Origin of the sequence: Noviherbaspirillum massiliense JC206 (assembly GCF_000312045.1) — a bacterium.
Lineage (GTDB): Bacteria > Pseudomonadota > Gammaproteobacteria > Burkholderiales > Burkholderiaceae_D > Noviherbaspirillum > Noviherbaspirillum massiliense.
This window is the reverse complement of the sequence record NZ_HE978634.1, coordinates 2864003-2876605: the sequence shown is the minus strand read 5'-3', so window position 1 is coordinate 2876605 and position 12603 is coordinate 2864003. Positions and strand designations below refer to the sequence as shown.

The 12603-nt window shown below is 60.4% G+C and carries 13 protein-coding genes; 8 read left to right on the top strand and 5 right to left on the bottom strand.

The window, feature by feature from the left end; translation table 11 throughout:
* The first annotated feature begins 194 nt into the window (after positions 1–194).
* The 3 genes from metX to HGHM_RS14080 all read left to right on the top strand — a co-directional run bounded on the left by metX (position 195) and on the right by HGHM_RS14080 (position 3354).
* A complete protein-coding gene (metX, locus tag HGHM_RS14090; protein ID WP_026076038.1) occupies positions 195–1334 on the top strand; it encodes a homoserine O-succinyltransferase MetX in 1140 nt (379 codons plus the stop codon).
* Entirely contained in the window at positions 1331–1933 is a 603-nt protein-coding gene (gene metW / locus HGHM_RS14085) for a methionine biosynthesis protein MetW (RefSeq protein WP_019142187.1), read from the top strand. The genes metX and metW overlap by 4 nt, the downstream gene beginning before the upstream one ends.
* 134 nt (positions 1934–2067) lie before the next feature.
* Positions 2068–3354 (top strand): AmpG family muropeptide MFS transporter, encoded by a 1287-nt coding sequence (locus HGHM_RS14080; RefSeq protein WP_019142186.1) that lies wholly within the window; start codon positions 2068–2070, stop codon positions 3352–3354.
* Here the strand turns inward: HGHM_RS14080 and HGHM_RS14075 are convergent.
* Positions 3344–4141, bottom strand: a complete 798-nt coding sequence (locus HGHM_RS14075) for an exodeoxyribonuclease III (protein ID WP_019142185.1) — start codon at positions 4139–4141, stop codon at positions 3344–3346. The genes HGHM_RS14080 and HGHM_RS14075 overlap by 11 nt on opposite strands.
* Before the next feature lie 165 nt (positions 4142–4306).
* On the opposite strand from HGHM_RS14075, the gene pyrE reads away from it, so the two are divergent.
* Positions 4307–4972 (top strand): orotate phosphoribosyltransferase, encoded by a 666-nt coding sequence (gene pyrE, locus HGHM_RS14070; RefSeq protein ID WP_026076036.1) that lies wholly within the window; start codon positions 4307–4309, stop codon positions 4970–4972.
* 18 nt (positions 4973–4990) lie between these two features.
* Complete coding sequence (locus HGHM_RS22340; protein ID WP_019142183.1) at positions 4991–5584, top strand: DUF4124 domain-containing protein; 594 nt, start codon at positions 4991–4993, stop codon at positions 5582–5584.
* A gap of 102 nt (positions 5585–5686) precedes the next feature.
* Here the strand turns inward: HGHM_RS22340 and gatB are convergent, their stop codons facing one another.
* The 4 genes from gatB to gatC all read right to left on the bottom strand — a co-directional run bounded on the left by gatB (position 5687) and on the right by gatC (position 9541).
* Positions 5687–7147, bottom strand: a complete 1461-nt coding sequence (gene gatB, locus HGHM_RS14060; RefSeq protein ID WP_019142182.1) for an Asp-tRNA(Asn)/Glu-tRNA(Gln) amidotransferase subunit GatB — start codon at positions 7145–7147, stop codon at positions 5687–5689.
* A 67-nt stretch (positions 7148–7214) separates the two neighbouring features.
* Positions 7215–7718, bottom strand: a complete 504-nt coding sequence (locus tag HGHM_RS14055; RefSeq protein ID WP_019142181.1) for a hypothetical protein — start codon at positions 7716–7718, stop codon at positions 7215–7217.
* Positions 7715–9187: an Asp-tRNA(Asn)/Glu-tRNA(Gln) amidotransferase subunit GatA gene (gatA, locus tag HGHM_RS14050; RefSeq protein ID WP_019142180.1), complete on the bottom strand. Its 1473-nt coding sequence runs from the start codon at positions 9185–9187 to the stop codon at positions 7715–7717. Before gatA ends, HGHM_RS14055 begins: the two co-directional genes overlap by 4 nt.
* Positions 9188–9232: 45 nt before the next feature.
* A complete protein-coding gene (gene gatC, locus HGHM_RS14045; RefSeq protein WP_019142179.1) occupies positions 9233–9541 on the bottom strand; it encodes an Asp-tRNA(Asn)/Glu-tRNA(Gln) amidotransferase subunit GatC in 309 nt (102 codons plus the stop codon).
* 244 nt (positions 9542–9785) lie between these two features.
* Here gatC and HGHM_RS14040 point away from each other — a divergent pair, with 244 nt between their 5' ends.
* The 3 genes from HGHM_RS14040 (at position 9786) to mreD (ending at position 12578) form a co-directional block, all read left to right on the top strand.
* Positions 9786–10829 carry a rod shape-determining protein gene (locus HGHM_RS14040; protein WP_019142178.1) on the top strand — a complete coding sequence of 348 codons (1044 nt, stop codon included), beginning with the start codon at positions 9786–9788 and terminating at the stop codon, positions 10827–10829.
* Positions 10830–10950: 121 nt separating this feature from the next.
* Complete coding sequence (gene mreC / locus HGHM_RS14030) at positions 10951–12066, top strand: rod shape-determining protein MreC (RefSeq protein ID WP_019142177.1); 1116 nt, start codon at positions 10951–10953, stop codon at positions 12064–12066.
* Positions 12066–12578 (top strand): rod shape-determining protein MreD, encoded by a 513-nt coding sequence (gene mreD / locus HGHM_RS14025; RefSeq protein WP_026076035.1) that lies wholly within the window; start codon positions 12066–12068, stop codon positions 12576–12578. The genes mreC and mreD overlap by 1 nt, the downstream gene beginning before the upstream one ends.
* Positions 12579–12603 lie beyond the last annotated feature (25 nt).

Genomic DNA, 12603 nt, shown 5'->3' with positions numbered 1-12603 from the left:
CGGAATGGCGCCGATTTGATAATCAGCTTGCGGGCGCATAACAAATACGGCTAAAGCGTGCTTGAGCATGAGCTCCCGAATTTAGCCCGACAAGCTGTGCGCTGTCGGGCTTTTTCATTTCCCTCTGTTGATGATGAGGCAATCGGGCGCTGCAATGGGCCGCCTGCCCCGTCGTCGACCGCTTAAAAGAAGATATGTCATCCATCGGAATCGTAGTACCGCAGACGATGCATTTTTCCACGCCGCTGGCCTTGAGCAGCGGCGCGTCGCTGGCCGACTACAAGCTGGTTTATGAAACCTACGGCACGCTGAATGCGGACCGCTCGAACGCGGTGCTGATTTGCCATGCCTTGAATGCATCGCACCACGTGGCCGGTGTGTATGCGGACGAGCCAAAAAATGTGGGCTGGTGGGACAACATGGTCGGGCCCGGCAAGCCGGTCGACACTAACCGTTTCTTCGTCATCGGCGTCAACAACCTCGGTTCATGCTTCGGCTCGACCGGGCCGATGCACATCAATCCGGCCACCGGCAAGCCCTACGGCGCGGATTTCCCGGTCGTGACGGTGGAAGACTGGGTGCGGGCGCAGGCGCGCTTGGCCGACGCGCTCGGCATTCAACAATTCGCAGCCGTGATGGGTGGCTCGCTCGGAGGCATGCAGGCCTTGGCCTGGAGCATCCTGTTCCCGGAGCGGCTGCGCCACTGCGTGGTGATCGCGTCCACTCCCAAGCTGTCGGCGCAGAACATCGCCTTCAACGACGTGGCGCGCCAGGCGATTCTCACCGATCCGGATTTCTATGGCGGCGACTATTACGCGCATGGCGTGGTGCCAAAAAACGGCCTGCGGGTGGCGCGCATGATCGGCCACATCACCTACCTGTCCAATGACAGCATGGCCGAAAAATTCGGGCGCGACCTGCGCAACGGCGATTACCAGTTCGGCTTCGGCATCGATTTCGAAATCGAATCCTATCTGCGTTACCAGGGAGACAAGTTTTCCGAATACTTCGATGCCAATACGTATCTTCTGATTACCAAGGCGCTCGACTATTTCGATCCTGCCAAGGAATTCGGCGGCGACCTGACCAAGGCACTGTCCAATACCAAGGCACAGTTCCTGCTGGTGTCCTTCACCACGGACTGGCGCTTCTCGCCGGAGCGCAGCCGCGAAATCGTGCAAGCGCTGGTGCACAACAAGCGCCAGGTCAGCTACGCGGAAATCGCCGCGCCGCACGGCCATGACGCCTTCCTGCTCGAAGACCCGCGGTACATGAACACGGTACGCGCCTACTATGACCGTGCGTGGAAGGACATGAATGGAGGCCGCGCATGAATTTCCATGACTTGAGCGTCTTGCGTGCCGACCTTGCCTTCATCGCACACTGGGTGCGCGAGCGCTCCCATGTGCTCGACCTGGGTTGCGGCGATGGGGTGATGCTCGAATACCTGCAATCCGAGAAGCAGTGCATCGGCTACGGCATTGAAATCGACGATGCGAAAATCCCGGCCTGCATTGCGCGCGGCGTGCAGGTGATCCAGCAGGATCTGGAAGCAGGACTTGCCATCTTCGCCGATGATGCCTTCGACACGGTGCTCTGCCTGTCGGCCTTGCAAATGATGAAAAACGTGGAAGGCGTGTTGCGCGACATCGCGCGCGTCGGGCGCGAAGCCATCGTGTCCTTCCCGAATTTCGCCTACTGGCCGCACCGCTTTGCGCTGATGGGCGGGCGCATGCCGGTGTCGAAATCGCTGCCTTATGAATGGTATGACACGCCCAACGTGCGCTGCGCCACCATCTGGGATTTCCAGGAACTTGCTAATGAAGTGGGGCTCGAAGTACTCGAATGCGTGGCGTTGCAGGAAGGCAAGCCCGTCAAGGTCTTGCCGAATTGGCGTGGTAGTCTAGCCGTGTTTCGCTTTCGTAAAAAATAAGAGCATCCCAGCCTGTTCCCGGCAATGTGGCGTCGCCCAGCCCCAGCGCGCGCTGCCTGCATCCGTTCGCCTTGCCGGGAATCCCTGCGCTCCTTTTGTCAAACGCTCTACCTCTCAGCATTGCGCACACGCTTATGACCCAGGCCGTACCTCCTGCAACCGACTCCGCAGCCGTGACCGGCTGGCGCCATTATTTCAGCCGCAAGATGCTGATCTGCGTCTCGCTCGGCTTTTCCTCCGGCCTGCCGCTGTTCATCCTGTATAACCTGTTGTCGGCCTGGCTGAAGTCGGAAAGCGTGGACTTGAAGGCGATCGGACTGTTCGCACTGGTGGGCATTCCGTACACCTGGAAGTTCCTGTGGTCGCCGCTGATGGACCGCTTCCAGTTTCCCCTGCTCGGCCGCCGCCGTGGCTGGATGCTGGCGACCCAGTTCGTCCTGCTGGGGGCCATCGGCGCCATGGGCTTTTATTCGCCCAAGACCGACCTGTCGGCGATCGTGTTCCTGTGCGGCCTGATCGCCTTCCTGTCGGCCAGCCAGGATATCGTGATCGATGCCTACCGGCGCGAGCTGTTGACCGATCATGAGCAGGGCTCTGGCACGGCGCTGTTCGTCAATGCCTACAAGCTGTCGACCCTGGTGCCGGGCTCGCTGTCGCTGATTTTGTCTGACATCATGAGCTGGCAGGCAGTGTTCGCGGTGACCGCGCTCTTCATGGTTCCGGGCATCGTGACGACCTTGCTGATCAAGGAGCCCAAGATTTATGGCACGCCGCCGAAGAACCTGCGCGAGGCGGTGGTATTGCCATTCCGGGAATTCATCAACCGCAGCGGCTGGTCGGGAGCGCTGCTGGTCCTGTCCTTCATCTTCCTGTACAAGCTCGGCGATTCCATGGCCACTGCGCTGGCAACGCCTTTTTATCTCGACCTCGGCTTCACCCGCACCGAGATCGGCCTGGTCGCCAAGAATGCAGGCCTGTGGGCCAGCCTTGCCGGCGGCATACTCGGCGCCGTCTGGCTGGAAAAGACTGGCGTCAACCGCGGCCTGTGGATTTTCGGCGTGCTGCAGGCGGTGGCGATCCTCGGCTTCGCAATGCTGGCAAAAGTTGGTGTCAGCACAACAGCATCGAATCCCAACACCCTGTTGCTGGGCCTGGTGATTGGACTGGAGGCGTTTGCAGTCGGGCTTGGCACTGCCGCCTTCACCGCCTATATCGCAAAGACCACCGATCCGCGCTACACCGCGACCCAGTACGCCCTGTTCACCAGCCTGGCGGCCGTGCCCCGCACCTTCTTCAACGCCATCACCGGCTACATCGTGGCGCAGACCGGATGGTTCAGCTTCTTCATCATCTGCTTCCTGCTGGCCTTGCCCGGCATGCTGCTGCTGCCGAAGATTGCGCCCTGGCGCATCAGGGATTGATAAAGGCCGAGGCGCCCTGGTATTCGATCGTCAGGGGAGCATGGTCCGAGAACCGTGCTTCCTTGTAGATGGACGCGGCACTCGCCTTGGCCGCTACGCCCGGGGTGGCGACGTGATAATCGATGCGCCATCCCACATTCTTGGCCCAGGCCTGGCCGCGGTTGCTCCACCAGGTATAGGCTTCGTCGGTGCTGTCCGGGTGCAGGTGCCGGTACACGTCCTTCCAGCCCAGCTCGTCGAACACCCGCGTCATCCAGGCGCGCTCTTCCGGCAGGAAGCCGGAATTCTTCTGGTTGCTCTTCCAGTTCTTCAGATCGATTTCCTTGTGCGCGATATTCCAGTCGCCGCAGATCACGACTTCGCGCCCGCTGGCTCGCAGTTTCATCAAGTGTGGCAGGAAAACCTCCATGAAGCGGAATTTCGCCTGCTGCCGCTCTTCGCTTGACGAGCCCGAGGGGCAATATACCGAGATCACCGAAAGCTTGCCGAAATCGCATTGCACATAGCGTCCTTCGGCATCGAATTCCGGGCAGCCGAAACCGATCTGCACCGCATCCGGCTTGAACTTCGAATAGACTCCTGCGCCGGAATAGCCCTTCTTGTCGGCATAGTGGAAATGGCCGTGATAGCCGGCCGGCGCAAGGAATTCCGGCGTCATGTCGGCTGCCTGCGCCTTGAGTTCCTGCACGCAGACGAAATGCGCGGATTGTTGCGACATCCAGTCGAAGAAGCCTTTTTTCGCGGCAGAGCGGATGCCGTTCAGATTGGCGGAAATGATCTTTAACATGGCATGAAGAGTATGAAGAGGCGGGTAGGATAACCGATCCGTCGCCGGCCTGCGCCTGCATTTGTCCCCGCGTTGCCGCGGAAACGAAGGCGATTCGATTTACAATGCCGCTTTGGTTCGCTGATGAAGCGAAGCCTGTTTTTTTATCCAGACACCGAGGCAGCCTTGAGCAAGTTACGTCAGCAATTTATTGCGTTTTCCGTATCGTCCGGCGTGTTGAAGTTCGGCGAATTCATCACCAAAGCCGGCCGCACATCGCCCTATTTCTTCAACGCCGGCCTGTTCAACGACGGCAAGGTGCTGGGGCAGCTGGCCGACTTCTACGCGCAGACGCTGCTCGATTCGGGTGTCGAATTCGACATGCTGTTCGGGCCGGCCTACAAGGGCATCACCCTGGCTTCCGCCACTGCAGTCGCGCTCGCGAACAAGGGCTGCAACGTGCCCTTCGCCTTCAATCGCAAAGAAGCGAAAGACCACGGCGAAGGCGGCACCATCGTCGGTGCCAAGCTGCAGGGGCGGGTCGTCATCATCGACGACGTGATTTCCGCCGGTACCTCGGTGCGCGAATCGGTCGAGATGATTCGTGCCGCCGGCGCCACACCTTGCGCGGTGCTGATTGCGCTTGACCGCATGGAACGCTCGGGCAAGGATGGCGCGTTGTCAGTGCATTCGGCTGTGGAAGAAGTGAGTCAAACTTACGGCATGCCGGTGATTTCGATTGGCAACCTGGACGATTTGCTGGAATATATTTCCGCCGCCGGGACCAATCCGGAACTGGCGCAGTACAAGGACGCAGTCGCGGCTTACCGCAGCCGCTATGGCGTGAAATAAATCCGTCCTGGAGAGCGCATGCGCAGTCTGACAGCAGGTTTGCTTTTTCTTCCTCTATTCCTGGCGCTGCCGAGCGCGCAGGCCCAGATCTACACGTGCAAGGACGCGTCGGGCCGCACCATCACTTCCGATCAGCCGATCCCCGAATGCTTTGACCGCAAGCTTACTGTGCGCGATCGCAAGGGCAGGGTACGGGGCGAAATCGGTTCCGCTTCCGAAGGCGAACAGGCGGGACAGGACGGTCGCAGCCGATCCGCCGCGCAAACGAGGGATAGCGACCGCCTGCTGCGTGCCCGCTATCCCAGCGAAGGCGATATCGAGCGCGAGCGGCTGAAGGCCATTCAGCCCTTCCAGGAAAGGATGGAGCGCGAAAAGATTCCTCTTGCCAGCGCGGAAAAGCTGCTGCGGGAGCTGGCGGACGAAGCCGACACATACAAGAAGAACAACAGGCCGATGCCGGCGTCCCTGCGACGCGATCTCGACGAGGTGGGGCAGTCGGTCGAGGGCAGGAAGCGGGCCATACAGGAGCAGACGACGGAGATCGAGCGGCTGAACGCGAAATATGCCGCGACGCTCAAGCGCTATCGGCAAATCGCTTCCGCCGGGAAGTAAGCGCAAACATCCTTCGGCGGTTTTCCCGCCTGAGAAATAAACGGGGCGCAGCCGAAAGGCCGCGCCCCGTTTCATATTGCCAAGCGCTGCAGCGCCTGAAACTTATCCCGCCAGCTTCTTCTTCAATAGGTCGGTCAACTGTGCCGGATTGGCCTTGCCCTTGGTGGCTTTCATCGCCTGTCCGATCAAGGCATTGAATGCCTTCTCCTTGCCGCCCCGGAATTCCTCGACCGACTTGGCATTCGCGGCCAGCACTTCATCCACGATCTTTTCCAGCGCGCCGCTGTCGGAGATCTGCTTCAGGCCCTTGGCTTCGATGATGTCGTCGGCCAGCGTCGGCTTGTCCGATTGCGCATCCCACATCGCCGCGAACACTTCCTTGGCGATCTTGTTCGAAATCGTGCCGTCGGCAATGCGCTGCAGGAGCAGGGCGAGCTGTCCCGCGCTGACCGGTGCCTCAGCGATGTCGGTGCCGGCGCGATTCAATGTCGACGATACATCGCCCATCAGCCAGTTGGCCGCGGGCTTGGCTTGTTCCCTGCCGGCCTTGGCCACCACGGCCTCGAAGTAGGCAGCCATCCCTTTCGACTGGGTCAGGACCGCCGCATCGTATTCCGGCAATCCGTAGTCGCGCACGAAGCGTTCGCGCATCGCGCCCGGCAGTTCCGGCATCGTCGCTTTCACGCGCTCGATCCATTCCTGCGCAATCACCAGCGGCGGCAGGTCCGGGTCCGGGAAATAGCGGTAATCCTGCGCATCTTCCTTGCTGCGCATCGAGCGGGTTTCCTTGCGGTCCGGATCATAAAGTCGGGTTTCCTGAACCACCTTGCCGCCATCCTCGATCAGCTCGATCTGGCGCCGTACTTCATAGTTGATCGCGTCTTCCAGGAAGCGGAAAGAGTTCAGGTTCTTGATCTCGCAGCGGGTGCCGTATTCCTGCTGCCCGAGCGGGCGCACCGAGACGTTGGCATCGCAGCGGAAGGAGCCTTCCTGCATGTTGCCGTCGCAGATGCCGAGCCATACCACGAGGGAATGCAAGGCCTTGGCATAGGCTACTGCCTCGGCGGCGCTGCGCATGTCCGGTTCGGTCACGATCTCCAGCAGCGGCGTGCCGGCGCGATTCAGGTCGATGCCGGTCATCCCGTGATAATCCTCGTGCAGCGACTTGCCGGCATCCTCTTCGAGATGCGCACGTGTCAGCTTCACGGTCTTCATTTCCGTCTTGCCATCCTTCTCGAGCACGAAGGAAATCGTGCCGCCTTGCACCACCGGGATTTCATACTGGCTGATCTGGTAACCCTTGGGCAGGTCGGGATAAAAATAATTCTTGCGTGCGAATACCGATTGCGGCGCCACCTTGGCGCCGATTGCCAGGCCGAACTGGATCGCGTGTTCGACGGCGCCCTTGTTCATCACCGGCAGCACGCCGGGCAATGCCAGGTCGACGGGGCAGGCCTGGGTATTCGGCTCGGCGCCGAAGCGCGTCGAGGCGCCGCTGAAAATCTTCGACTGCGTCGAAAGTTGTGCGTGTGTTTCCAGGCCGATGACGACTTCCCACTGCATAATTTCCTCACTTTTAATCTGACTGGTTCCCTCCCCTTCAAGGGGAGGGGTGGGGATGGGTTGTGTTTTACTCTTCGTAATGGCACTTGCCGGTCTTCAGGTCGACCGACAAAGCCGAGAAATTCCCGCGCGAACCGCACAGCGCCGGGCAGCTTGGTTTGATTGCCAACTGGTTGCCCATGCGCTCGAGTCGGATCGTGCAATTCATTCCGCGATCAAAATCGTAGCCGCGCCGGTCGCGCGCTTGCCGGGCATCCGCCAGGCTGATGCGCCACTGGCTTTCGCCTGACTCGTTCCGCACTTCCGCCAGCAAGCCGTCTTCTTCATCGATGCTGCAATCGAAGCCGTGCGTGCTGCGGTACAGGGCAGACTCCCAGCGGAAGGTGCTGATGCGATCCCCGTCCAGGCGGAATTCACCATTATCCGCCAGCGTCGCCGGCTCGCCATCCCGCTCCTGCGTGGCGCTGCAGGAAAAATGCGTAGCAAGCTGCTGGGCTGCCGCATTGACGGCGCCTGCGGCAAGCAGGGTCGGCAACGCAGTGCGCAGGACGATGTCGGCGACGGTTTTCACATGCCTTCCGGTGTGCGCAGATGCCAGTCGGTCACGCGCTGGTACCGATGCGCGATGTTGAGCAGCTTCGCTTCAGCGAAATAATTGCCAATCAATTGCAGGCCGACCGGGCGGCGCGCATTCTTCTCGCCCTGGCCGAAGCCGCAGGGAATCGACATGCCGGGCAATCCCGCCAGGCTGGGAGAGAGCGTGAAAATGTCAGCCAGATAATTGGCAACCGGATCATCCGCCTTGTCGCCGAGATCCCAGGCGACCGTCGGCGCAACCGGGCCCATGATGACATCGCATTCCTTGAACGCATTCTGGAAATCCTGCGCGATCAGGCGCCGGATCTTTTGCGCCTGCAGATAGTAGGCATCATAGTAGCCGTGCGACAGCACATAGGCGCCAACCAGGATGCGCCGCTTCACTTCCTCGCCGAAGCCTTCGGCGCGCGACTTGCGGTACATGTCGGCCAGGTCCTTGTATTCCTGGGCGCGATGGCCGTAGCGCACGCCGTCGAAGCGGCTCAGGTTGGACGAGGCTTCGGCCGGCGCGATGACGTAATACACCGGGATCGACAGCTCCGTCTTGGGCAGGGAAATGTCGACCAGGGTGGCGCCCAGCTTTTCATATTCGTGCAACGCGGCGCGCACCGCCTGTTCCACGTCGGTAGCCAGGCCCTTGCCAAAATACTCGCGCGGCACGCCGATTTTCAAGCCTTGCAGGCTCTTGTCCAGGTCACGCGTGAAATCTTCCTTGCCGCCGCCTTGCCCGGGTTCGATGCTGGTCGAGTCGCGCTCGTCGAAACCCGCCATGACGCTGAGCAGCAGGGCGCAGTCTTCTGCCGTTCTTGCCATCGGGCCGCCCTGATCGAGCGAAGAGGCGAAGGCAATCATGCCGAAGCGCGACACCCGGCCATAAGTCGGTTTGATGCCGGTCACGCCGCAGAAGGCCGCCGGCTGCCGGATCGAGCCGCCTGTATCGGTGGCGGTGGCGGCCGGCGCCAGACCGGCTGCGATGGCTGCGGCAGAGCCGCCCGAGGAGCCGCCGGGAACGGCAGCCCTGTCCCAGGGGTTCTTCACCGGGCCGAAGAAGGAATTTTCATTGGACGAGCCCATGGCAAATTCATCACAGTTGAGCTTGCCGAGCGTGACCATGCCTGCTTTATGGAACTGTTCGACGACAGCCGCATCGAAGGGGCTTGTGTATCCTGAGAGCATCTTCGAGCCGGCGGTCGAACGCCAGCCGCGGGTAACGAAAATGTCCTTGTGTGCAATCGGAATGCCGGTCAGTGGCGTGGTGTCGTTGCTGGCAATGCGCCGATCGGCTTCTGCGGCTTGCTGCAGCGTTAATTCTTCGTTGACATCGATGAAGGCATTGAGGTCGCTTTGCGCAATGCGCGCCAGGAACAGTTTGGCCAGTTCAGTGGCGGAGATCTGCCTGGCGTGCAGCAGTGCCGACAGTTCTTTCAGTGTTTTTGTGTGCATGAGCTTGATGAGATTCGTGAGGAATGAACGACGCGCAAGCGGCGTTTATTCGATGACCTTGGGAACCAGGTACAGCCCGTCCTGCGTGGCCGGCGCCACTTTCTGGTATTCCTCGCGGCGGTTGGGCTCTGTCACCGCATCTTCGCGCAGGCGCAGCCCCGGAGCGGGGCCGCTGTGCTGGATGGCGGTCGGGTGGTTCAGGGGCTCGATGCCGGCAGTATCAACGGCGCGCATCTGCTCAACCAGTGCAAAAATGCCATTGAGTTTATCGAGGGTTTTTGCCGCTTGTGCATCATCAAGATCGAGTTGCGCGAGGCGGGCAAGGCGTCTTACATCGGAAAGGTCGAGTGACATGATCAATTAGCACGGACAAGCCGGCTGGGAAGTTTCTTAAATCAGACAAAAAATGTGTTAATCCTGGCAAAAACTTGTCAAAACCGAGCTTTTTGCAGGCATTTTTGGAGTTTCCGCTAGCAAATTTCGGCTAAATTATAAGGTACAATGTTAGGCTATTGCCTTGCCCGCGCCAATACCAAGCTGGCGCATATAAATCAACCTCAAATGTTAATCGCGCGCTCGTTGCGCATCGGGATAATTCATGTTTGGATTTCTACGCAGTTATTTTTCGAATGATCTGGCGATCGATTTGGGTACTGCCAACACGCTGATTTATGTGCGTGGCTTGGGTATCGTGCTGGACGAACCTTCGGTAGTTGCAATTCGTCAGCAAGGCGGTCCGAACGGCAAGAAGACGATTCAGGCCGTCGGCAAGGAAGCAAAACAGATGCTCGGCAAGGTGCCGGGCAACATTGAGGCGATTCGTCCGATGAAGGATGGCGTGATCGCCGACTTCACCGTCACCGAGCAGATGCTCAAGCAGTTCATCCGCATGGTGCACGACTCCAAGCTGTTCAAGCCTTCTCCCCGCATCATCATCTGCGTACCCTGCGGTTCGACCCAGGTGGAGCGTCGCGCGATCCGCGAATCGGCGCTTGGCGCCGGTGCATCCCAGGTCTACCTGATCGAAGAGCCGATGGCGGCGGCAATTGGTGCCGGCCTGCCGGTGGCGGATGCGACCGGCTCGATGGTCGTTGACATCGGCGGTGGTACTACCGAGGTTGGCATCATCTCTCTGGGCGGCATGGTCTACAAGGGCTCTGTGCGCGTCGGCGGCGACAAGTTCGACGAAGCGATCGTCAACTACATCCGCCGCAACTACGGCATGCTGATCGGCGAGCAGACTGCGGAAACCATCAAGAAGGAAATCGGCTCCGCCTTCCCGGGCTCCGAAGTCAAGGAACTGGAAGTCAAGGGCCGCAACCTGTCCGAAGGGATTCCGCGTTCCTTCACGATTTCCAGCAACGAAATCCTGGAAGCGCTGACCGATCCGCTCAACAACATCGTGTCTGCAGTGAAGAATGCGCTCGAGCAAACCCCGCCCGAACTCGGTGCCGACATCGCCGAAAAAGGCATGATGCTGACCGGCGGCGGCGCATTGCTGCGCGACCTCGACCGCCTGCTGATGGAAGAAACCGGCTTGCCCGTCATCGTCGCCGAAGATCCGCTGACCTGCGTGGTGCGCGGTTCCGGCATGGCGCTCGAGCGCATGGACAAGCTCGGTTCGATCTTCTCCTACGAATAAATCCTCAGTGCTTTGCACGCCTTGCAAGACTGGACGCGTGGCACAGTGCCGCGGCTCGAACATGCGAAATAGCATGGCCGGCCGCGGCAAGTTCATCATGCGTCCGCGCATTTGGTATTAAATGGAATACAGCCCGCCGCCACTCTTCAAGCAAGGCGCCTCCGCGCGCGTCAAAGTGATTCTCTTTGCATTGCTTTCGCTTGCGCTGCTGTTGGTCGACTCTCACATGCGGTCGCTGACGACGATCCGCCAAGTCGTCGGCACGCTCCTGTACCCGGTGCAGACGGCAGCATTGCTGCCACGCGATGCGGCTTACATGGTCGGCGGCTATTTCTCGTCGCTCTCGGGATTGCAGAAGGAAAACCGGTTGCTGAAGCAGCAGCAGGTGGTCAATGCCCAGCAACTGCAGGAAGCCCAGCAACTCGCCGCCGAGAACGCGCAGTTGCGCAAACTGCTGGCCGCGACCGAACGCCTGCCGGTCAAGGCCGTCATGAGCGAGATCCTGTACGATGCGCGCGATCCCTTTACCCGGAAGATCGTGGTCGACCGCGGCAGCCAGCACGGCGTGATGCCGGGGCAGCCGGTCATCGATGATGTCGGTGTGGTCGGCCAGGTGACGCGCGTGTTCCCCTTCACCTCCGAAGTCACGCTGCTGACCGACAAGGATCTGGCCATTCCGGTGCAGGTTGTGCGCAGCGGCTTGCGCAGCATCGCATACGGGCAGGGGCACTCCGGATCGCTCGACCTGCGCTTCATGCCGGTCAATGCCGATGTGAAGAACGGCGACATCCTGGTGACGTCCGGCATTGACGGCGTATATCCGCCCGGGCTTGCGGTGGCCAAGATCACGAATGTCGAAAACAAGTCCACCGATGCATTCGCGCGTATTGTTTGTCAGCCGCTGGCCGGCATCGACCGCAACCGTCACCTGCTGATCCTGCTGACGGAATTTGCAATTCCGCCGCGCCCCGAACCGGAAGACCCGAGCAAGGACAAGAAGGACAAGGGCGGCAAGAAGCGCGCCGCTGAGCCTGCTAAAGAACAGGCCAAGGATCCGAAGAAGGACGACGCGCCGGCAACTGCCGCTGCCCCGGCGCAGCCGAAGGAAAATGCACCGGCACCAGCGCCACAGCCAAAGGCCGAGCCGCAGAAGGAAACGCAAAAGCCGGCGCAGCCAGGCGCGCAGCAGAACAAGACCGCACCCCAGGCCCCGCTGCAGAAAGCCCCCATGCCATGATGGACCGCCCACATTACATCCTGTTGCCGGTCAACCCGCTGTTTATCGCAGCAACGGTGATCGGTGCCTTCCTGATGAACCTGCTGCCATGGGGGCAGTGGATAGGCGTGCCGGATTTCGTCGCGCTGGTGCTGGTGTTCTGGAGCATCCACCAGCCGCGAAAGGTAGGCATCGGCATTGCATTCCTGATGGGCCTGCTGATGGATGTGCATGACGCCAACCTCCTCGGGCAGCATGCGCTTGCATATACCCTGCTGTCCTACTTTGCCATCATGATCCATCGGCGCGTATTGTGGTTCCCGATGACTACCCAGGCGCTGCACATATTTCCACTGCTGCTGCTGGCCCAGATCGTACAACTGGTAGTGCGGCTGGCAGTCAGCGGCAAGTTCCCGGGATGGCTCTATTTCACCGAAAGCGTAGTCGCTGCGGCCCTGTGGCCAGTTGCAACCTGGGCGCTGCTCGCGCCGCAAAGACGGGCAATCGACCGGGATGACACCCGACCAATTTGATGCAGCGCGCCAGGCAAACACCTGC

Bases quoted from the DNA above. Each gene is read 5' to 3' on its own strand.
- metX (WP_026076038.1), top strand. From the start codon at position 195: ATGTCATCCATCGGAATCGTAGTACCGCAGACGATGCATTTTTCCACG.
- metW (WP_019142187.1), top strand. From the start codon at position 1,331: ATGAATTTCCATGACTTGAGCGTCTTGCGTGCCGACCTTGCCTTCATC.
- HGHM_RS14080 (WP_019142186.1), top strand. From the start codon at position 2,068: ATGACCCAGGCCGTACCTCCTGCAACCGACTCCGCAGCCGTGACCGGC.
- HGHM_RS14075 (WP_019142185.1), bottom strand. From the start codon at position 4,141: ATGTTAAAGATCATTTCCGCCAATCTGAACGGCATCCGCTCTGCCGCG.
- HGHM_RS22340 (WP_019142183.1), top strand. From the start codon at position 4,991: ATGCGCAGTCTGACAGCAGGTTTGCTTTTTCTTCCTCTATTCCTGGCG.
- gatB (WP_019142182.1), bottom strand. From the start codon at position 7,147: ATGCAGTGGGAAGTCGTCATCGGCCTGGAAACACACGCACAACTTTCG.
- gatA (WP_019142180.1), bottom strand. From the start codon at position 9,187: ATGCACACAAAAACACTGAAAGAACTGTCGGCACTGCTGCACGCCAGG.
- gatC (WP_019142179.1), bottom strand. From the start codon at position 9,541: ATGTCACTCGACCTTTCCGATGTAAGACGCCTTGCCCGCCTCGCGCAA.
- HGHM_RS14040 (WP_019142178.1), top strand. From the start codon at position 9,786: ATGTTTGGATTTCTACGCAGTTATTTTTCGAATGATCTGGCGATCGAT.
- mreC (WP_019142177.1), top strand. From the start codon at position 10,951: ATGGAATACAGCCCGCCGCCACTCTTCAAGCAAGGCGCCTCCGCGCGC.
- mreD (WP_026076035.1), top strand. From the start codon at position 12,066: ATGGACCGCCCACATTACATCCTGTTGCCGGTCAACCCGCTGTTTATC.